This window comes from Aquincola sp. J276 (genome assembly GCF_024700035.1).
Taxonomy (GTDB): Bacteria; Pseudomonadota; Gammaproteobacteria; order Burkholderiales; family Burkholderiaceae_C; genus Aquincola; species Aquincola tertiaricarbonis.
Window position 1 is genome coordinate 2,577,265 of the sequence record NZ_JAJONC010000001.1, and the last position, 20,131, is coordinate 2,597,395.

The window sequence follows — 20,131 nt, forward strand, 5'->3', positions numbered from 1 at the left end:
CACCGCCCTGTCCCCGCTCGATGGCCGATATGCCGCCAAGGTGTCCGCGCTGCGCCCGCTGCTGTCCGAGTTCGGGCTGATGCACCGCCGCGTGCAGGTGGAGGTGGAGTGGTTCATCGCGCTGTCGGACGCCGGCTTCGCGGAGTTCAAGCCGCTGACCGAAGCCTCGCGTGGGCTGCTGCGCGGGCTGGTGGTGCGCTTCTCGGAAGAAGACGCGCAGGCCATCAAGGACATCGAGAAGACCACCAACCACGACGTGAAGGCGGTGGAGTACTGGCTGAAGTCGCGCATCGCGGGCCAGGCCGAGCTGGAGGCGGCGGGCGAGTTCATCCACTTCGCCTGCACCAGCGAGGACATCAACAACACCAGCCATGCGCTGATGCTCAAGGCCGCGCGCGACGAGGTGATGCTGCCCGCGCTGGACCGCATCGTCGACAAGCTGGCCGACATGGCCCGCCAGTTCGCCGAGGTGCCGATGCTCAGCCGCACCCATGGCCAGACGGCCAGCCCCACCACGGTGGGCAAGGAGATCGCCAACGTGGTGGCGCGGCTGCGCACCGCGCGCGCCCGCATCGCGGCGGTGCATCCGCTGGCCAAGATGAACGGCGCGGTGGGCAACTACAACGCGCACCTGTCGGCCTGGCCCGAGCACGACTGGGAAGCGCATGCCCGCCAGGTGGTGGAGCAGCAGCTCGGCCTGGCCTTCAACGCGTACACCATCCAGATCGAGCCGCACGACTGGATGGCCGAGCTGTTCGATGCCGTCACCCGCGCCAACACCATCCTGGTGGACTGGTCGCGCGACGTGTGGGGCTACATCTCGCTGGGCTACTTCAAGCAGAAGACCAAGGCGGGCGAGATCGGCAGCTCCACGATGCCGCACAAGGTCAACCCGATCGACTTCGAGAACGCGGAAGGCAACTTTGGGCTGGCCAGCGCGCTGCTCACCCACCTGAGCCAGAAGCTGCCGATCAGCCGCTGGCAGCGCGACCTCACCGATTCCACCGTGCTGCGCAACATGGGCGTGGCGCTGGGTTATGCGCTGCTGGGCTACGACAGCCTGCTGCGCGGCCTGGACAAGCTGGAGCTGAACGAAGCCGCCCTGGCCGACGACCTGGACGCCGCCTGGGAAGTGCTGGCCGAGCCCATCCAGACCGTGATGCGACGCTACGCGCTGCCCAACCCGTACGAGCGCCTGAAGGAGCTGACGCGCGGCAAGGGCATCACCCGCGAGGCGATGCAGCAGTTCGTCGCCACGCTGGAAATCCCCGAGGCTGACAAGGCCCGGCTGCTGGCGCTGACCCCGGGGGCCTACACCGGCAAGGCTGCCGAACTGGCGCGGCGAATCTGAACCACGGCGCGCGGGGGGTGGGCAAGCGCCCGCTGCCTAGAATCGCCGCATGAACTTTGTCTCAGCGCTCCGGCAGGCCGCCCGCACCCAGGATTCGATGCTTTGCGTGGGGCTGGACCCCGATCCGGCGCGGTTTCCGGGCGCATGGGCCGGTGACGTCGGCCGCATCTTCGATTTCTGCGCCGCCATCGTCGATGCCACCCACGACCTCGTGTGCGCCTTCAAGCCGCAGATCGCCTACTTCCATGCCCACCGGGCGGAAGACCAGCTGGAGCGGCTGATCGCCCACATCCGCCGCGTGGCACCCGCGGTGCCGGTGATCCTCGACGCCAAGCGCGGCGACATCGGCGCCACCGCCGAGCAGTACGCGCGCGAGGCCTTCGAGCGCTACCAGGCGCATGCGGTCACGCTGTCGCCGTTCATGGGCTTCGATTCCATCGAGCCCTACCTGCGCCATGAGGGCCGCGGCGCCATCCTGCTGTGCCGCACCTCGAATGCCGGCGGCAGCGACCTGCAGGCCCAGCGCCTGGCCAGCGGCGAACCACTGTTCGAGCACATCGCCCGCCTGGCCGCCGGCCCCTGGAATGCCAACGGCCAGATCGGCCTCGTGGTGGGCGCCACCTTTCCCGCCGAGGTGGCCCGTGTGCGCGAACTGGCGCCCACGCTGCCGCTGCTGATCCCCGGCGTGGGGGCGCAGGGCGGCGACGCCGAGGCCACGGTCCGCGCCGGCTGGCGGCCGGAGGGCCCGATCATCGTGTCCTCCTCCCGCGCCGTGCTGTATGCCTCCCGCGGCGACGACTTCGCGGCCGCCGCGCGCGCCGCGGCGCTGGCCACGCGGGACACCTTGAACGCGGCACGGCCTGGCACGCCGGCCTGACGCGGGCGGCGGCCCGGTGAAACCGTCACCACTGGCCGACCCGCTGCCGTCGGTGCGCGCGCTCGTGGCGCGCTACTTCTACGGCACGGTGGGCGTGGCATCGCTGGCGGCAGCCGCCCTGCTGCTGCTGGCCCAGCCCGGCCCGCTGACGCAGCGCGGCCTGCTGGGCGGCGGCTTCCTGCTGCTGGCCCTGGCCGGTGCGCTGCTGCAGCGCCATCGCGGCCCGGTGATCGACCTCGCGGTGATGCCGGTGGCCCTGGGCACGATCGCGCTCATCACGCTCACCAGCCTCAGCTTCGAATGGGGCCTGAACAGCGCGGCCATCGGCTTCTACAGCCTGCTCACCTGCACCGCCTGCGCCATCTCCACGGTGCGGCGCGGCACGCTGGTGGCCGCCGGAGGCGCGCTGTCGCTGGCGGTGCTGGCGCTGGCCGAGCACCGGCAGTGGATCCTGGGCGCCACCGCCGTGGCCGACATCCCGCTGCTGCGCCGGCTGCTCAACCAGTGGTTGCTGCTGGCCGCCGGCCTGGCCTGCGGCGCGCTGCTGGCGCGGGTGCTGCGCCACCACGTGGGCGCCAGCGCCGAGCGGGAGCAGCGCTTCGTCGGGCTGCTGGGCATCGCCGCCGATGCCTACTGGGAGCTGGACACGGCCTTCCGCATCGTGCACCTGTCCATCCGCGCCGGCGACCACCGCTTCGAGCCCGAGGTGCCGCCGCCGCAGGTCGCGCCCTGGGAGCTGCCCGGCCGCCTGTTCGACGACGAGGTGCTGGACGCGCTGCGCGCCGACCTGCAGGCGCGGCGCCCGTTCCGCGAGGTGCATGTGCGCGAGCTGCAGCCCGACGGCAGCATCCGCCATGAGGTGCTGAGCGGCGAGCCCCGCTTCGACCGCCGCGGCGTGTTTGTCGGCTACTGGGGCGTGTCGCGCGACGTCACCCTGGACATGCGGGCCCGCGCGGCGCTGGTGGCCACCGAGGTGCGCTACCAGGAGCTGTTCAGCCGCCTGCCCTCGCCGCTGCTGCTGCACCGCCAGGGCCGGGTGCTCGACGCCAACCCCGCGGCGGCCGCGCTGTTCGGCTACCGCGACCTGGCTTCGATGCTGGGGCAGGACGTGTTCGCCGCGCTCAAGCCGGCCTCGGACCAGGCCGCCGCCGGCAGCCCGGACCTGGTGCCGGCCGAATTCAGCCTCACCACGCTGGACGGCCGCCAGCGCACGGTGAGGGTGTCCGGCGTGGCGGTGGAAGCCGATGGCCAGCCGGCCATGCTCACCAGCTTCATGGACGACACCGAGCGCCGCAGCGCCGAGGAAGCGGTGCGCCGCTCCGAGGCGCTGCTGTCGCACCTGGTGGCCACCAGCCCTGACGTCATCACGCTGACCGAGATGGCCAGCCAGCGCTATGTGATGGTGAACGACACCTTCGTGCGGCTGAGCGGCTATGCGATGGACGAGGTCATCGGCCGCAGCGCGGCGGAGCTGGGCATCTGGGCCTCGCCCCAGGACCGCGCCCACATCGTGCAGGCGCTGGAGCATGCGCCGGTGGTGCGCGACCTGGCCACGCACTTCCGCACCAAGGACGGCCAGCGGCTGGACATGGTGGTGTCGGCCGCCCGCTTCGAGATGGACGGCCGCCAGTACCTGGTGCTGAATGCGCGCGACGTGACGGTGGCCGAGCGCTCGCGGCTGGAGCGCGAGGCCATCCTGGAGAACGCCTCCATCGGCATCGCGCTCACCCGCGCCCGCATCTTCCAGTTGGCCAACCCGCGCTTCGAGCAGATGTTCGGCTGGCCGCGCGGCACCCTGCCCGGCCATGCCGGCCGCGCGGTGTGGCCCGACGACGAGGCCTATGCCACGATGAGCCGCGCCATCGGCCCCCGGCTGGCGCGCGGCGAGCAGGTGGAGTACGAGGCGCCGATGCGCCGCTACGACGGCAGCACCTTCCTGTGCCGCCTGCTGGCCCGCGCGGTGGACCCCGACCATCCCAGCGGCGGCAGCACCATCTGGATCGCCGACGACGTGACCGAGCGCCGCGGCGTGGAACAGGCGCTGGCCAAGGCCCGCGACGAGGCGGAGGCCGCCAGCCAGGCCAAGAGCGCCTTCCTGGCCAACACCAGCCACGAGATCCGCACGCCGCTCAATGCGCTGGTGGGCCTGGCCCGGCTGGCGCGCCAGCCCGACCTGGACGAAGGCCGCCGCGGCCAGTACCTGGAGCAGATCGTCGACAGCGCCAAGCAGCTGTCGGCCATCATCTCCGACATCCTCGACCTGTCGAAGGTGGAGGCCGGCAAGCTGCGGCTGGAGACGGTGCCCTTCGACCTGCATGCGCTGCTGGCCAACCTGCACCGCGGCAGCATCGGCCCGGCCGAGGCGCGCGGCCTGCACCTGCAGATGCAGGTGGACGAGCAACTGCCGCGCCGCGTGCTGGGCGACCCGGTGCGGGTGCGGCAGATCGTCGGCAACTTCATGAGCAATGCGCTGAAGTTCACCGCCAGCGGCGGCGTGACCCTGCGCGCGCGGCCGGCGCGCCGGCCGCGCAGCGGCTCGCCCGATCCGCTGGGCAGCGAGACCCGGCTGCGCATCGAGGTCATCGACACCGGCCCCGGCATCGACGCCGCCACGCAGGCCCGGCTGTTCCAGCCCTTCACCCAGGGCGACGAATCCACCACCCGGCGCTATGGCGGCACCGGGCTGGGCCTGTCCATCTGCCGGCAGCTGGCCTCGCTGATGGACGGCGAGGTGGGCGTCAACAGCGGGCCGGGCCGCGGCAGCTGCTTCTGGGTGGAGTTGCCGCTGCCTTCCAGCGAGGACGACGGCACGCCCTCGGCCTTCGGACCGCTGGATGCCAGCAGCCCGCTGGCCGGCCGCCGCGTGCTGATGGTGGAGGACAACCCGGTCAACATGATGATCGGCGTGGCGCTGCTGGAGCGCTGGGGCGTGGAGGTGGAGCAGGCCGTGGACGGTCGTGCGGCGGTGGAAGCCGTGCGCCGCGCGGCCGCCTCGGGCCGCCTGTTCGACGCGGTGCTGATGGATGTGCAGATGCCGGTGATGAGCGGCCATGAGGCCACGCGGCTGCTGCGCCAGCAGTTCGACGCACGGGCGCTGCCCATCCTGGCGCTGACCGCGGCGGCCCTGGTGTCCGAGCGCGAACAGGCGCTGGCCGCCGGCATGAACGACTTCCTCACCAAGCCCATCGATCCCGCGCGGCTGCATGCGGCGCTGGCCGAGGTGATGAACCTGGGCGGCCTGTAGGGCCGGTGCATCCGGCGCCCAAAGTGGTGCAGCCCGCCGGGCATGCGAATTGCGCATGACCCGCGGTCTCGATCACCCCCCTTTGCCGCCTGGAGTCGGTTCGATCATGCAGTTGTTCCCTCACGCCCGCTTGCCCCACGCGCTGCTGTGCGCCTTGTTCGCGGGCCTGGCCGGCAGTGCCGTCCATGCACAGTCCTCGGTGTCCATCTATGGCCTGGTGGACATGTCAGCAGGCCAGTTCCAGAACGCCGGTGAAGCCAAGCTCAAGCGCGTGGAAAGCGGCCGCATGGCCACCAGCTACATCGGCTTCGCCGGCACCGAGGACCTGGGCGGCGGCCTCAAGGCCACCTTCGCGCTGGAGAGCTTCTTCCTTGCCGACAGCGGCACGTCGGGCCGCTTCGGCCCCGACGTGTTCTGGGCTCGCGCCGCCAACGTGGGCGTGGCCGGTGCCTTCGGCTCCCTGCGTGCGGGCCGTGCCGGCACGCCGCTGTTCGTGTCCACGCTGCTGTTCAATCCGTTCGGCGATTCCTTCGGCTATTCGCCGGCCATCCGCCAGTGGTACAGCAATAACAAGGGCGCGGGCAACCGCATCTTCCAGACGCCGCTGATCGGCGATTCCGGCTGGAGCAATGCGGTGTTCTACGGCACGCCGAAGTTCGGCGGCTTCAGCGCCAACGTGGCCGTGTCGGCCGGCGAAGGCGGTGTCAACCGCGGCCCGAACTACGGCGGCAACCTGCTCTATACCGGCGGGCCCCTCGCGGCCACCGTGGCCTACCAGCATGTGGAGGCCAACGGCCCGGGCGGCAACAGCCTGCTCAACTTCCCCGGCTTCGACAAGCAGACCGCCTGGCAGCTGGGCGCTTCCTACAGCCTGGCGATGGCCAAGCTGTTCCTGCAGTATGGCGAGATCACCACCGACGCCACCACCGAGGTGAAGACCCGCAATGCGCAGGTGGGTGCCTCGGTGCCGGTGGGCGCGGTGGGTGCGGTGCTGGCGTCCTACGGTGAATCGAAGCGCGAAGCCGGCCTGGCCGACTACACGAGCAAGACGCTCACCGTGGCCTACGACCACAGCTTCTCCAAGCGCACCGATGCCTACCTGCTGGTGATGACGGACAAGCTCACCGGCTTCGACACCGGCCACACCTACACGGTGGGCCTGCGCCACAAGTTCTGACGGCGATCGGTCCGTCGGCCTCCCGGCTGCGGTTCCTCCCCGCAGCCGGGTCCGGCCTCCGCCTCAGTCCACCTTGGCGCCGGACACCTTCACCACCTGCGCCCACTTGGCCGTCTCGGCCTCGATGAGCTTGGCGAACTCGGCCGGCGTGTTGCCGCTGGGAATCGCGCCCTGCGACAGCAGCCGCTCCTTCAGCGCCGCGCCGGCCATGGCCTTGGCGGTTTCCTGCTGGATGCGGTTGACCACGTCGGCCGGCGTGCCGGCCGGCGCGAGCAGGCCGAACCAGCTGCTGGCCTCGTAGCCCTTGACCGGGCCCGCCTCGGCGATGGTGGGCACCTCGGGCAGCGCCTGCGAGCGCACCGCGCTGGTCACCGCCAGCGCCTTCAGCTTGCCGGCCTTGATCTGCTGCATCGACGACGGCAGGTTGTCGAACATCAGATCCATGTTGCCGCCGATCAGGTCGATCAGCGCCGGGCCGGAGCCGCGGTACGGGAAGTGCACCATGTAGCTGCCGGTGTTGGCCTTGAACAGCTCGCCCGCCAGGTGGATGGAGGTGCCGTTGCCCGAACTGGCCATGTTCAGCTTGCCCGGGTTGGCCTTGGCGTACTTGATCAGGTCCGCCACGTTGCGGATGCCGTACTGCTCGGCCTTGGCCGGGTTGATCACCAGCACGTTGGGCACCGCGGCCACCAGCGTCACCGGCGCGAAGTCCTTGATCGGGTCGTACGGCAGCTTGGGGTACAGCGACTGGTTGATGCCGTGGGTGCCCACGGTGCCCATCAGCAGCGTGTGGCCGTCGGGCGCGGACTTGGCCACCTCGGCCGCGCCGATGTTGCCGCCGGCGCCGGGCTTGTTGTCGACCACGAAGGGCTGGCCGAAGACCTTCTGCAGTTCGGGCGCCAGCGCGCGGGCGAGGATGTCGGTGGTGCCGCCGGCCGCGAACGGCACGACGATGCGGACGGGCTTGCTCGGCCAGGCGGCCTGGGCCAGCGAGGCGAATGGCGCGGCGGCCAGCGGTGCGGCGGCCCATGCGGCCAGCCAGGTGCGGCGGGTGATGCTCATGATCCCTTGTCTACCTCAGGTACTGCGAGAAGGACCTGAGTGTGCAGCAGCGCCATGGCGCGCCTGCCGGGGATATCACGGTGGGCCGGGCACAGGCCGGCCGCGCGACTCAGCGCCGGAACACGAAGGACAGCTGCCCCGGTGCCCGCGCCGACTGCAGCACGCGCGGCTGCATGGGCTGCACCGGTCCGCGCGCCGCGGCCGCCGGGGCGCCGCTGGGCACCACGGGCACGCCGGAAGAGGTGGGGCGGAAGGACGACGGCACGGACATGGCGATGGACTCCTGTGCCCCAGCCAGGGCAGCATCCGTGCCATGCCGCACGGGCGTGCAAAGCATCACGGAACGCCGCCGCAGGTGACGGAATGTGTCATCAGTGCCTGCCGCCCTGCGACGTTTCCTGTCAGCCGCGGCCCGGCGGGCCACGAAGTGTCAGGCCGGCTGCCAGCCGCGCGGCACCGCCGCCAGCAGGCGCTGGGTGTAGGCCTGCTGCGGTGCGGCCAGGATCTGCGCGGCGCTGGCCTGCTCCACCACCAGGCCGTCCTTCATCACCAGCACCTCGTCGCTGATGAAGCGCACCACCGCCAGGTCGTGGCTGATGAACACATAGGCCAGGCCGAATTCGTCCTGCAGGTCCTTCAGCAGGTTGAGCACCTGGGCCTGCACGCTGACGTCCAGCGCGCTCACCGCCTCGTCCAGCACCAGCACCTCGGGCTGCAGCGTCAGGCAGCGCGCGATGGCGATGCGCTGGCGCTGGCCGCCGCTGAATTCGTGCGGGTACTTGCCGAAGGCGCTGCCGTCCAGGCCCACCTTGCCCAGCAGGGCGCGGGCGCGCTGCTCGCGCTCGGCCAGGTCGGCGCCGATGCCGTGGATGGTCATGGGCTCCACCAGCGTCTGGCCGATGGTGAAGCGCGGGTTCAGCGAGGCATACGGGTTCTGGAACACGATCTGGATGCGCCGGCGCATGGCCTGGCGCTCGCGGTCGGTCAGCGTGAGCAGGTTCCTGCCGTCGAAGATCACCTCGCCGGCGGTGGGCTCGTGCAGCCGCAGCAGCGTCAGGCCCATCGTCGTCTTGCCGGAGCCGGACTCGCCCACCACGCCCAGCGTGTGGCCGCGGCGCAGCTGGAAGTTCACGCCCTGCACCGCCTTGAACTCGCGCTTGCGGAACAGGCCCTGCGGCAGGAAGAAGCTCTTGGCCAGCGAGCGCACTTCCAGCACCACCGGCGCGGCGGCGTCCTTGGGCCGTGCGGGGGCCCGGGCCTGCGTGGCCTGGCCGGCGATGTGGTCGTCGATCACCGTCAACCGCGCGGGATTGCCGGTCAGGCTGGGGCGGCAGGCCAGCAGGGCTTGCGTGTAGGCGTCCTGCGGGGCGCTGAAGATGCGGGCCACCGGGCCCTGCTCGCGCACCGTGCCATGGCGCATCACCACCACCTGGTCGGCGATCTCGCCCACCACGCCCAGGTCGTGGCTGATGAACAGCAGGCTCATGCGGTGCTTGTCCTTCAGCCGGGCCAGCAGCTCCAGGATCTGCCGCTGGATGGTGACGTCGAGCGCAGTGGTGGGCTCGTCGGCGATGAGCAGCCGCGGCTCGCAGGCCAGGGCCATCGCGATCATCACCCGCTGCTGCTGGCCGCCCGACAGCTCGTGTGGATAGGCGCCCAGCCGGCGCTTCGGCTCGGGCATGCCCACCTCGGCCAGCAAGGCCTCGGCCCGCGCCGTCGCGGCACGGCGGCCCAGCTTCAGGTGCTGCTGCAGCGGCTCGCAGAGCTGGTCGCCGACGGTAAACACCGGGTTCAGCGAGCTCATCGGGTCCTGGAACACGCAGGCGATCTCGCGCCCGCGCAGCGCCAGCAGCTCGGCCCGCGTGGCCTGCAGCAGGTCGCGCCCATCGAACAGGATGCGGCCCTGGCGCTCGGCGTTGTCGGGCAGCAGGTTGAGGATGGACATGGCCGTCACGCTCTTGCCCGAGCCCGATTCGCCCACCAGCGCCACGGTGGTGTTCTCGGGCACGTCGAAGCTGATGCCGGCGCCTTCGCGGCCCACCGCCTGCGCATGCTGCTGCACGCCGCCGGCCTTGCCCATGCGGAAGGCCACCTTCAGGTCCTGGATGCTCAGCAGGGTCATCGCTTACTCCAGCCCGCGCAGCTTGGGGTCGAGCGCATCGCGCAGCGCATCGGCCATCAACGAGAACGCGGTGACGAACACCGCCATGAACACCGTGGCCGCGGCCAGCTGCCACCAGTGGCCGAGGATGAGCTCGCTCTGCGCCTCGGCCAGCATGGTGCCCCAGCTCACCTGGTCCACCGGCACGCCCAGGCCCAGGTAGCTGAGGATCACCTCGGCCTTGATGAAACCCACCACCAGCAGCGACATGCGCACCAGGATGACGTGGCTCACGTTGGGCAGGATGTGGCGGAACATGCGCGAAGTGGTGGAGGCGCCGATGGCCTCGGCCGCACGCACGTATTCGCGGCTGCCGTGCTTGATGAACTCGGCCCGCACCTGGCGGTAGATGCCCGTCCAGCCGGTCAGCCCCAGGATCAGCACCACGGTGCCGATGCCGCGGCCGAACACCGCCGCGAACGCGAAGATCAGCAGGATGTCGGGGATGGACGTGAAGACGTTGTAGACCCACTCGATGAAGTCGCCCAACTTGCGGCCGAAGAAGCCGGCCAGCGCGCCCAGCAGCGTGCCCACCAGGGCCGCCACCACCGCCGCCAGCACGCCGACGAACACCGAGATCTCCGTGCCCTTGACCACCTTGGCCAGCACGTCGCGGCCCAGCCGGTCGCCGCCCAACGGCAGCGTCTCGGCCTTGGGCGTCTCCTCCGTCTTGAACTGGCGGGCGCGCTCTTCCCACTCCTGGTAGCGGGGCGCCAGCGGGTCGATGGCCGAGAGGTCGACGTTGGGGCCCTTGGGCACTTCCAGCGCGGCCTGCTGCTCGGCCGGTGCCGGGCCCAGCAGCGTGGGTGGCGCATTGGGCACGCCCACCTCGCGCTGCCAGTCGGCGGCCACCAGGCCCAGCGCCGCCAGCGCGATGACGAGCAGGAAGGCGATCACCACCACGGCCGAGGCCATGCCGATGCGGTCGCGCCTGAAGCGCCGCCAGGCGGCATGCCATACGCCTTCGGAGCGCTCGGGCGCCACGGCTGCGGCGCTGGTGTGCAGCACCGCGCTCACTTGAGCACCACCCGCGGATCGACCAGCTTGTACAGCAGGTCCACCACCAGGTTGATGACCATGGTGAGTGCGGCCAGGTACACCGTCACCGCCTGGATCACCGGGTAGTCGCTGCGGTTGACCGCCAGCAGCACCTCGCGGCCCAGGCCGGGGATGGAGAAGAACACCTCGATCAGGAAGGAGCCGACGAAGATGCCCGGCAGCTGCAGCCCGATGTTGGTGAGGATGGGAATCATCGCGTTGCGCAGCACATGCTTGAACAGCACCGTGCGCTCGGGCAGGCCCTTGGCGCGCGCGGTGCGCACGTAGTCGTGGCCCAGCTCGTCGAGGAAGAAGCTGCGGTACAGCCGCGTCTGCGGCGACAGGCCCACCGCCACCGCCAGCAGCACCGGCAGCGGCGCGTAGGTGAGCAGGTTGGTCAGCGTGCTGTCGCTCCAGCCCTGCACCGGGAACCAGCCCAGCTGGAAGCCGAACACGTACTGGCCGACGATGATGTAGACCAGGAACGAGATGGACAGCGCCACCGTGGTGGCCACCATGATCACGCGGTCGGTCAGCGAGCCGCGGCGGTAGGCCACCCACATCGCGATGGGCAGCGCCAGCAGCACGTCCAGCACCAGGATGGGCACCATCACCGTGAGCGTGGCGGGCAGCCGGGTGGCGAACAGATTGGCCACGGATTCATTCGTCGCCCAGCTCTTGCCCCAGTCGAAGGTGGCGATGCTCTTGAGGAAGATGCCCAGCTGCACCCACCACGGCTCGTTCAGGCCGAGCTGGTCGCGGATGGCCTGCACCTGCTCGGGCGTTGCATTCAGCCCGCCGAGAATCTCCGCCGGATCACCCCCGAAGAACTTGAAGAGCAGGAACACCAGCAACACGACGCCCGCCAGGGTGGGGACCATCTGCCACAGGCGGCGAACGAGGTAGGCCGTCATCGATCACAACTCCATGCACGTCGGACGCCGGCAGTGTAGGGCCACGAAAAATGGGCCCGGGCGATGCGATCGCCAGGGCCCGAAGGAGGTCGGAAAACCTCTTGTTCAACCGGGGAGAGGGAATGCAAGCGGCGCGCCAGGGCAGGCCCCGGCGCGCCGCGGCAGGCTTAGAACGAGTGGCGCACGCCGATGTCGAAGCCTTGCGACTTCTCGCCGCGCATGCTGGCGGCGGTGGCACCGTTGGCAGCCACCACGTAGCTGGCGGTGCCGTCGTTCTTGATGTACGCGTAGGTGCCGTACACCGCGGTGCGCTTGGACAGGTTGTGCACGTAGCCGATGGCGAACTGGTCGGCATCGCGGTCGTCGATGGCGCCGCCGCGGCCGTCGATCTTCGAGTACGAAGCCTTGAACGAGCCCGCGCCCACCGGCACGGCGGCGCCCACCGTCAGGTGGCGGTCCTTCTGGTTGGTGAACTTGGTTTCCTGGAAGTTGGCGGAAACCTTCACCACGTTGAAGTCGTACGAGCCGCCGATGACGTAGCGCTTGTAGTCCTCGTCGTCGGTCACCTCGGCCTGGCCGTAGGCGCCGCTGATGTCGATGGCACCCGAGCGCCAGCCCAGGCGGCCGCCGACGTACTTGCCGCCGGCCACGCCTTCACCGGCCGCCACGGCCAGCGAGCCATACACGCCGTTCAGGTTGCCCGGCAGGAAGTACTGCACCGCGTTGTCCGCACGGCTGTTGGCCGCCACGGTGGCGCTGTTGGGCAGCGCATAGGTCGTGTTGATGTCGCCGATGCCGGTGGCACCGAAGACGTCGTATTCCTCGAACGCCAGCTGCGTCGGCAGCTTGTCGCGGCCCAAGCGCACTTCACCGAAGTTGCCGATCAGGCTGACGGTGGAGCGGCGGCCCCAGAAGCGGGTGCTGTCGGCCGTGCCCGAGTCGGGGTTGACGGCGGCTTCCAGCCAAAAGCCGGCCTTCAGGCCACCGCCCAGGTCTTCCACGCCACGCACGCCCAGGCGGCTGGTGGCATTGCCGTTGCTGGCCAGGTCGGTGCGGTCGATGTCGCCGTTCTTGATGTGGCGGACGGCCAGGTCGACCACGCCGAACAGCTGGACGGACGATTGGGCGGAAGCAGCGCCGGCGAAAGCGCCGAGTGCGGCCAGAGCGAACAGGGTCTTCTTCATTGCGATTCCTTCTTGATGTTCCAGGGTGGAAACCTCAGGACGCAACGATAGGCAGGATGGCCCCGGCGAACGACCCGGTGTGCACTCAACAGACCATTTGCCGCATCGCAACAATCCGCATGCTAGGAACGGTTGATGGCATCAACCATATGACGAAACCGTCATCCGGATGTCATCGTGCCGACATGCGGGTGTGGACGGCACGCCGCTCGCTAGACTTGGGCGCCGTGAAGTTCCTCCGCCGCACCTTCGTCGTCCTGTTGCACGCCGCCGTGCTGGCCGCGGCCGTGCGGGCGCAGCCTGCGCCCGCCGAAGGCCAGCCGCCGGCCAAGGTGCTGCGCTATGCCTTCCGCATCGCCGAGACGGGTTTCGATCCGGCGCAGGTGATCGACCTGTACTCGCGCATCGTCATCGCGTCCATCTTCGACGCGCCGCTGGAGTTCGAATTCCTGGCCCAGCCGGCGCGCATGCGGCCCAACACCGCCGCCGCCATGCCCGAGGTGAGCGCGGACCACACCACATTCACCATCCGGCTGAAGCCTGGCATTCACTTTGCGGACGACCCGGCCTTCAAGGGCGTGCGCCGCGAGCTGGTGGCGCAGGACTATGTGTATGCGCTGAAGCGCCACTACGACCCGCGCTGGAAAAGCCCGCAGCTCTACCTGCTGGAAAACGCGAAGATCCTCGGCCTGTCGGAGCTGCGCAAGCAGGCCATCGACCGCAAGCAACCCTTCGACTACGACCGCGAGGTGCCCGGCCTGCGCGCGCTGGACCGCTACACCTTCCAGGTGAAGCTGGCCACGCCGTCGCCGCGCTTCCTGTACGAGCTGGCCGACGCATCGCTCAGCGGCGCGGTGGCGCGCGAGGTGGTGGAGGCCTACGGCGACCAGATCATGGCGCACCCGGTGGGCACCGGGCCCTACCGCCTGACCCGTTGGCAGCGCAGTGCCCGCATGGTGCTGGAGCGCAACACCGGCTACCGCGAGCGGTTTTACGACGAGCACCCGCCGCCCGGCGATGAACGCCTGGTGGCCATCGCGCGCCAGTTCAAGGGCCGCCGGCTGCCGATGATCGACCGCGTGGAAATCTCGGTGGTGGAGGAGAACCAGCCGCGCTGGCTGAGCTTTCTCAACGGCAGCCTCGACCTGCTGGAAGAGCTGCCGCCTGAATTCGCGCCGCTGGCCATGCCCAACAACCTGCTGGCGCCCTACCTGGCCGAGCGCGGCGTGACGATGGTGCGCTACCCGCGGGCCGACGCCTCGCTGTCGTACTTCAACATGGAGCATCCGGTGGTGGGCGGTTACCTGCCTAGACAAGTGGCGCTGCGCCGCGCCATCGCGCTGGCGGTGGACGTGCCCAACGAGATCCGCAGCGTGCGCGGCGGCCAGGCGGTGCCGGCGCAGTCGGCCATCGCGCCGCTGACCTGGGGCTACGACCCGGCGTACAAGAGCGAGATGGGTGACCACGACACCGCACGCGCCAAGGCGCTGCTGGACGTGTTCGGCTACCGCGACGTGGATGGCGACGGCTGGCGCGAGCTGCCCGACGGCCAGCCCATGGTGATCGACTACGCCACCCAGCCCGACCAGCAGAGCCGCAAGCTCATCGAGCTGTGGGAGAAGAACATGCGTGCCATCGGCATCCGCATGAACTTCCGCACCGCCAAGTGGCCCGAGAACCTGAAGGCTGCCCGCGCGGGCCAGCTGATGATGTGGGGCGTGGGCTGGAGCGCCACCCGCCCCGACGCCGACACCTTCCTGGCACTGGGCTACGCGGGCAACAAGGGCTCGGCCAACCTGGCCCGCTTCGACCTGCCGGCCTTCAACCTGCTGTACGAGCACCAGCGCACGCTGCCCGATGGCCCCGAGCGCGCCGCGGCCATGGGCCGGGCCCGTGACCTGATGGTGGCCTACATGCCGTACAAGATCCACCTCCACCGCATCTTCACCGACCTGGCACAACCATGGCTGATCGGCTACCACCGCAACATCTTCGTGCGCGAGTTCTGGCAGTACGTGGACATCGATCCTGCGCTGCAGGCCGAGGCCATGCGCTGATGCGCGGGCTGCGCGCCGGGCTGACGGCCGCGCTGGCGCTGGTGGTGGCCACCGCCACTGCCGTGCAGGCGCAGCCTGCAGCCCCTGCCGCGCCCAAGGTCCTGCGCTATGCCTTTCCGGTGGCGGAAACCGGCTTCGACCCGGCGCAGATCAGCGACATCTACTCGCGCAGCATCACGCCCCACATCTTCGAAGGCCTGTACCAGTACGACCCGCTGGCCCGCCCCGCCAAGGCCCGGCCGCTCACCGCCGCCGGCATGCCCGAGCACAGCGCCGACTACCGCACGTGGACGGTGAAGCTGAAGCCCGGCATCTACTTCTCGGACGATCCGGCCTTCGGCGGCAAGCCGCGCGAGCTGGTGGCGGCCGACTATGTCTACAGCTTCAAGCGCTTTGCCGACCCCGCGGTGAAAAGCCCCGCCTGGAGCTGGATGGCGCAGTTCGGCTTCGTCGGGCTGGACGGCCTGCGCGAGGCCGCGCTCAAAGGCAAGCAGCCCTTTGACTACGACCGGCCCATCGAGGGCCTGAAGGCGCTGGACCGCTACACGGTGCAGTTCAGGCTGGAGAAGCCATCGCCGCGCTTCGTCACCAGCGCGCTCACACTCAGCGACCTGGTGGGCGCGGTGGCCCGCGAGGTGGTGGAGAAGTACGGCGCCGACATCAACGCCCACCCGGTGGGCACCGGCCCCTTCGTGCTGAGGCAATGGCGGCGCAGCTCGCTCATCGTGCTGGAGCGCAACCCGCAGTACCGCGACGTGCGCTACGACGCCGAGCCCGCCGCTGACGATGCCGCTGGCCAGGCGCTGCTGGCGCGGCTGAAGGGCCGCAAGCTGCCGATGCTGGACCGGGTGGAGGTGTCCATCGTCGAGGAGAACCAGCCGCGCTGGCTGAGCTTCCTGCAGCAGCGCGCCGACCTGATCGAGCTGCTGCCGGCCGAGTTCGTCAACCAGGCGATGCCGGGCGGCAAGCTGGCGCCCTACCTGGCCGAGCAGGGGCTGCAGGCCTTCCGCAGCCGGCGCTCCGACATCAGCCTGACCATGTTCAACATGGAAGACCCCATCGTCGGCGGCTACACGCCCGACAAGGTGGCGCTGCGCCGCGCCATCTCGCTGGCGGTGGACGTCGATGCCGAGATCCGCCTGGTGCTGGGCGGCCAGGGCGTGCCCGCGCAAAGCCCGGTGATGCCCAACACGCTGGCCTACGACCCGGCCTTCAAGAGCGAGAACAGCGACCACGATCCGGCGCGGGCCAAGGCCCTGCTCGACCTCTACGGCTACGTCGACCGCGATGGCGACGGCTGGCGCGACATGCCCGATGGCAGCCCGCTGCTGCTGCGCAAGGCCACCCAGCCCGACCAGCGCAGCCGCCAGCAGGACGACCTGTGGAAGCGCAACATGACGGCCGTCGGCCTGCGCATCGAGTTCCAGCCCGCCAAGTGGCCGGAAAACCTGAAGGCCAGCCGCGCCGGCAAGCTGATGATGTGGGGCGTGGGCAGCATGGCCGCCGGGCCCGACAGCCTGGGCACCTTCCAGCGCTACCACGGCGCGCAGATCGGCGGGCAGAACATGTCGCGCTTCAAGCTGCCGGCGCTGGACGCGATCTACGAGCAGCTCGACGTGATGCCCGACGGCCCGGAGCGCGACGCGCTCTTCGTGCAGGCGCGCAAGCTGGCGGTGGCCTACATGCCCTACAAGTCGCACAGCCACCGCATCGTCACCGACATGGCGCAGCCCTGGCTGATCGGCTACCGCCGACCGCTGTTCTGGCAGGACTTCTGGCAGTACCTGGACATCGACACCGAAGTGCAACGCCAGCGGGCGCAGCCTTGAAGCGCTGGCTGGCGGCGCTGTGCGGCGCGGCACTGCTGATCGCACCGGGCGTGCAGGCGCAGGCCCAGTCCCCGGCGCCCAAGGTGCTGCGCGTGGCCTTCAACTCGGCCGAGACGGGGTTCGATCCTGCCAAGATCAGCGACACCTACTCGCGCACGCTCACCGCGCACATCTTCGAAGCGCCGCTGGAGTACGACCCGCTGGCGCGTCCCGCCCGCCTGCGCCCGCGCACCGCCGCCGCGATGCCCGAGCACAGCGCCGACTACCGCACCTGGACGGTGAAGCTGCAACGGGGCATCCGCTTCGCCGACCACCCGGCCTTCGGCGGCCGGCCGCGCGAGCTGGTGGCGCAGGACTACGTCTACAGCTTCAAGCGATTCGCCGATCCGGCCAATGCCAGCCCGATCTGGTCGTACCTGGAGTCCTATGGCCTGCTGGGCCTGGCCGAGCTGCGCGAGCAGGCCACAGCGCGCCGCCAGCCCTTCGACTACGACCGCGAGATCGACGGCCTTCGCGCGCTGGACCGCTACACCCTGCAGTTCCGCCTGCGCGAGCCGCGCCCGCGCTTCGACTACGTGCTGGCGGGCAGCGACCTCTTCGGCGCGGTGGCACGCGAGGTGGTGGAGCACCACGGCGGCGCGGTGATGGAGCATCCCGTGGGCACCGGGCCCTTCCTGCTGAAGCAGTGGCGGCGCAGCTCGCTGGTGGTGCTGGCGCGCAACCCCGGCTTTCGCACGGTGACCTATGACGCCCAGCCCGCGCCCGAAGATGCCGAAGGCCAGGCCGTGCTGGCGCGGCTCAAGGGCCGGCCGCTGCCGATGGTCGACGAGGTGCAGGTCAGCATGATCGACGAGGAGCAGCCGCGCTGGCTGAGCTTCCTCAACGGCCAGCTGGATGCGCTGGCCGGGGTCTACGGCTCGTTGCCCGGCAGCTTCGCACCCACCGCCATGCCCAACGGCACGCTGGCGCCGAACCTGGCGCAGCGCGGCATCCGCGCTCACCGGCAGCTCAACCCCGACGTGATCCTCACCATGTTCAACATGGCCCATCCGCTGGTCGGCGGCAATGCCCCGCCGCAGGTGGCGCTGCGCCGCGCCATCGGCCTGGCGATGGACACCGGTCGCGAGGCGCGCCTGATCCGCCGCGGGCTGGCGGTGCCGGCGCAATCGGTGCTGCTGCCGCACACCACCGGCTACAGCCCCACGTTCAAGAGCGAGAACGGCGACCACGATCCGGCGCGCGCCCGTGCGCTGCTGGAGGTCTTCGGCTACCGCGACCGGGATGGCGACGGCATCCGCGAGCAGCCCGATGGCAGCCCGCTGCTGCTGGAGATGGCCACCCAGCCCGACCAGATCTACCGCCAGTTCGACGAACAGTTCCAGCGCGACCTGAACGCCGTGGGCCTGCGGGTGCGCTTCGTCACCGGCCAGTGGCCGGAGCAGCTCAAGCTGGCCCGCGCCGGCAAGCTGATGCTGTGGATGCTGGGCAATACCGCCAGCACGCCCGACGGGCAGGACGTGCTGCAGCGCCTGAACGGCCCGCAGGCCGGCGGCCAGAACCTGGCGCGCTTCAGCCTGCCGGCCTTCGATGCGCTGTACGACCGGCTCTCGGCCCTGCCCGACGGGCCGGAGCGCGAGGCGCTGTTCCGCCAGGCGCAGGCGCTCTCGGTGGCCTACATGCCCTACAAGGCCTCGGTGCACCGCATCAGCGTCGACCTGCTGCACCCCTGGGTGATCGGTTACCGCCGCCCGCTGTTCTGGAGCGACTGGTGGCACCGGGTCGACCTGGATGCCGAAGCCCGCCGCGCCGCCGGAATAAACCCGGCCCGCCAGCCGTAGACCCGAAGTGCACGCCCCCGCCGCCTTCCGCCAGCAATTGCTGGGCGCCATTCCGCGCCTGCGGCGGTATGCCCGCTCGCTGGTGTTCGAGGTGCACCTGGCCGATGACCTGGTGCAGACGGCGCTGGAACGTGCGCTGGCCCACTGGCACCAGTTCGACCAGCGGCGCGACCTGTCGCTGTGGGCACTCGGCATCCTGCACAACGCCCACCTGGACCACCGCCGCCGCGACGCCCGCACCACCGCCATGGATCCCGCCGACCTGGCCGCCGAGATGGATGCGCAAAGCCTGGCCCACCCCGGCCCGCACGACCCCGGCCTGCGCATCGACCTGCAGGCCGCCCTGCGCCGGCTGCCGCCCGACCACCGCGAGATCCTGCTGCTGGTGGGCGTGGAGCAGCTGAGCTATGCCGAGGCGGCGGCGCTGCTGAGCATTCCCGTCGGCACCGTGATGTCGCGCCTGTCGCGGGCCCGGGTGGCCTTGCGCGCCGCGCTGGACGGCGGCAGCCAGCCGCTGCCGGGCACGGCGCCCGCCCTGCGCCGCGTGAGCTGAACCCTGCGATGAACACCCCCTTGCTGCCCCCTGACGACACCACGCTCGGCGCCTGGCTGGACGGTGAACTGCCGCCGGCGGAGCACCAGCAGGTCAGCGCCTGGCTGGAAGCCCATCCGGCCGACGCCCAGCGGGTGCAGGGCTGGGCAGCCGACCGCGACGCGCTGCAGCGGCTGTTCGGCCCGGTGGCGGACGAACCGGTGCCGCCCGCACTGCAGCGCAGCCTCTGGCGCGGCGGCGCCTGGCCGGCGTGGGCCCGGGCCGCGATGGTGGCCGGCCTGCTGGCCACCGGCGCGCTGGCCGGCGGCGGCGCGGTGTGGTGGGCGCAGCACAGCCCGGGGGCGCGCAGCTGGCCAGCCAACCGGGGCCGGACCCGGCCTGGGTGCAGCGCGCCGCGCTGGCCCACAGCGTCTACGTGCCCGAGAAGCGCCATCCGGTGGAGGTGCGTGCGCAGGAAGAACACCTGGCCCGCTGGCTGACCCGCCGCACCAGCCTGCCGGTCAAGCTGTTCGACCTGCGCGAGCAGGGCTTCGAACTGGTGGGTGGCCGCCTGCTGCCCGACAGCGCCGGCCCCAGCGCGCAGCTGATGTACCAGGACGCGGGCGGCGAGCGCGTCACCGTGTACCTGCGCAAGCCCGATGCGGACACACCCGCCGCCTTCCGCTATGAGCAGCAGGGTGAGCTGGGCCTGTTCTACTGGGTGGAAGGGGGCGCCGGCTACGCTTTGGCCGGCAGCCTGCCGCGGGAACGCCTGCTGGCCCTGGCCGAGGCGATCTACCGCCAGCAGCCGGCCACAGGCGCCGCACCGCCAGCCGGCAGCCCGTCGCGCTGAGCCGCCCGGGCCTG

General features: G+C 70.6%; 16 protein-coding genes. 10 read left to right on the top strand and 6 right to left on the bottom strand.

The genetic code is table 11. From position 1 onward, the window contains the following. Nucleotides 1-7: 7 nt before the first annotated feature. The 4 genes from purB to LRS14_RS11825 all read left to right on the top strand — a co-directional run bounded on the left by purB (nucleotide 8) and on the right by LRS14_RS11825 (nucleotide 6,649). Complete coding sequence (purB, locus tag LRS14_RS11810; RefSeq protein ID WP_257800458.1) at nucleotides 8-1,351, top strand: adenylosuccinate lyase; 1,344 nt, start codon at nucleotides 8-10, stop codon at nucleotides 1,349-1,351. A gap of 49 nt (nucleotides 1,352-1,400) precedes the next feature. Beyond that, on the top strand, nucleotides 1,401-2,228 hold the full coding sequence (gene pyrF / locus LRS14_RS11815) for an orotidine-5'-phosphate decarboxylase (protein ID WP_257799652.1): 828 nt from the start codon (nucleotides 1,401-1,403) through the stop codon (nucleotides 2,226-2,228). Nucleotides 2,229-2,244: 16 nt separating this feature from the next. After that, nucleotides 2,245-5,472, top strand: coding sequence for a PAS domain S-box protein (locus LRS14_RS11820; protein ID WP_257799653.1), 3,228 nt, complete (start codon nucleotides 2,245-2,247; stop codon nucleotides 5,470-5,472). Nucleotides 5,473-5,578: 106 nt separating this feature from the next. Further along, entirely contained in the window at nucleotides 5,579-6,649 is a 1,071-nt protein-coding gene (locus LRS14_RS11825) for a porin (protein WP_257799654.1), read from the top strand. A 63-nt stretch (nucleotides 6,650-6,712) separates the two neighbouring features. On the opposite strand, the gene LRS14_RS11830 is transcribed toward LRS14_RS11825, so the two are convergent. From LRS14_RS11830 to LRS14_RS11855, 6 genes are all read right to left on the bottom strand, one after another. After that, nucleotides 6,713-7,711: a tripartite tricarboxylate transporter substrate binding protein gene (locus LRS14_RS11830; protein ID WP_046112872.1), complete on the bottom strand. Its 999-nt coding sequence runs from the start codon at nucleotides 7,709-7,711 to the stop codon at nucleotides 6,713-6,715. A 109-nt stretch (nucleotides 7,712-7,820) separates the two neighbouring features. After that, nucleotides 7,821-7,982, bottom strand: a complete 162-nt coding sequence (locus LRS14_RS11835; protein WP_157039529.1) for a hypothetical protein — start codon at nucleotides 7,980-7,982, stop codon at nucleotides 7,821-7,823. Between the two features lie 159 nt (nucleotides 7,983-8,141). Next, a complete protein-coding gene (locus LRS14_RS11840) occupies nucleotides 8,142-9,833 on the bottom strand; it encodes an ABC transporter ATP-binding protein (RefSeq protein WP_257799655.1) in 1,692 nt (563 codons plus the stop codon). Between the two features lie 3 nt (nucleotides 9,834-9,836). After that, nucleotides 9,837-10,889, bottom strand: a complete 1,053-nt coding sequence (locus LRS14_RS11845; protein WP_046112874.1) for an ABC transporter permease — start codon at nucleotides 10,887-10,889, stop codon at nucleotides 9,837-9,839. Beyond that, nucleotides 10,886-11,824, bottom strand: a complete 939-nt coding sequence (locus LRS14_RS11850; RefSeq protein WP_046112875.1) for an ABC transporter permease — start codon at nucleotides 11,822-11,824, stop codon at nucleotides 10,886-10,888. Before LRS14_RS11850 ends, LRS14_RS11845 begins: the two co-directional genes overlap by 4 nt. Before the next feature lie 167 nt (nucleotides 11,825-11,991). Then, a complete protein-coding gene (locus LRS14_RS11855) occupies nucleotides 11,992-13,008 on the bottom strand; it encodes a porin (protein WP_046112876.1) in 1,017 nt (338 codons plus the stop codon). 227 nt (nucleotides 13,009-13,235) lie between these two features. Between LRS14_RS11855 and LRS14_RS11860 the strand changes: the two genes are divergently transcribed. The 6 genes from LRS14_RS11860 to LRS14_RS11885 are packed head-to-tail and all read left to right on the top strand — an operon-like array spanning nucleotide 13,236 to nucleotide 20,117. Continuing rightward, nucleotides 13,236-15,065 carry an ABC transporter substrate-binding protein gene (locus LRS14_RS11860; protein ID WP_310740820.1) on the top strand — a complete coding sequence of 610 codons (1,830 nt, stop codon included), beginning with the start codon at nucleotides 13,236-13,238 and terminating at the stop codon, nucleotides 15,063-15,065. Further along, nucleotides 15,065-16,894, top strand: coding sequence for an ABC transporter substrate-binding protein (locus LRS14_RS11865; protein WP_257799656.1), 1,830 nt, complete (start codon nucleotides 15,065-15,067; stop codon nucleotides 16,892-16,894). Before LRS14_RS11860 ends, LRS14_RS11865 begins: the two co-directional genes overlap by 1 nt. Further along, nucleotides 16,891-18,732, top strand: coding sequence for an ABC transporter substrate-binding protein (locus LRS14_RS11870; RefSeq protein ID WP_257799657.1), 1,842 nt, complete (start codon nucleotides 16,891-16,893; stop codon nucleotides 18,730-18,732). Before LRS14_RS11865 ends, LRS14_RS11870 begins: the two co-directional genes overlap by 4 nt. Before the next feature lie 7 nt (nucleotides 18,733-18,739). Then, nucleotides 18,740-19,285 (top strand): RNA polymerase sigma factor, encoded by a 546-nt coding sequence (locus LRS14_RS11875; RefSeq protein ID WP_257799658.1) that lies wholly within the window; start codon nucleotides 18,740-18,742, stop codon nucleotides 19,283-19,285. Between the two features lie 8 nt (nucleotides 19,286-19,293). Further along, a complete protein-coding gene (locus LRS14_RS11880) occupies nucleotides 19,294-19,764 on the top strand; it encodes an anti-sigma factor (RefSeq protein ID WP_257799659.1) in 471 nt (156 codons plus the stop codon). Continuing rightward, nucleotides 19,701-20,117, top strand: a complete 417-nt coding sequence (locus LRS14_RS11885) for an anti-sigma factor (RefSeq protein WP_257799660.1) — start codon at nucleotides 19,701-19,703, stop codon at nucleotides 20,115-20,117. The genes LRS14_RS11880 and LRS14_RS11885 overlap by 64 nt, the downstream gene beginning before the upstream one ends. The last annotated feature ends 14 nt before the right edge of the window (nucleotides 20,118-20,131 follow it).

Bases quoted from the DNA above. Each gene is read 5' to 3' on its own strand.
- pyrF (WP_257799652.1), top strand. From the start codon at position 1,401: ATGAACTTTGTCTCAGCGCTCCGGCAGGCCGCCCGCACCCAGGATTCG.
- LRS14_RS11850 (WP_046112875.1), bottom strand. From the start codon at position 11,824: ATGACGGCCTACCTCGTTCGCCGCCTGTGGCAGATGGTCCCCACCCTG.
- LRS14_RS11830 (WP_046112872.1), bottom strand. From the start codon at position 7,711: ATGAGCATCACCCGCCGCACCTGGCTGGCCGCATGGGCCGCCGCACCG.
- LRS14_RS11880 (WP_257799659.1), top strand. From the start codon at position 19,294: ATGAACACCCCCTTGCTGCCCCCTGACGACACCACGCTCGGCGCCTGG.
- LRS14_RS11855 (WP_046112876.1), bottom strand. From the start codon at position 13,008: ATGAAGAAGACCCTGTTCGCTCTGGCCGCACTCGGCGCTTTCGCCGGC.
- LRS14_RS11840 (WP_257799655.1), bottom strand. From the start codon at position 9,833: ATGACCCTGCTGAGCATCCAGGACCTGAAGGTGGCCTTCCGCATGGGC.
- LRS14_RS11835 (WP_157039529.1), bottom strand. From the start codon at position 7,982: ATGTCCGTGCCGTCGTCCTTCCGCCCCACCTCTTCCGGCGTGCCCGTG.
- LRS14_RS11825 (WP_257799654.1), top strand. From the start codon at position 5,579: ATGCAGTTGTTCCCTCACGCCCGCTTGCCCCACGCGCTGCTGTGCGCC.
- LRS14_RS11865 (WP_257799656.1), top strand. From the start codon at position 15,065: ATGCGCGGGCTGCGCGCCGGGCTGACGGCCGCGCTGGCGCTGGTGGTG.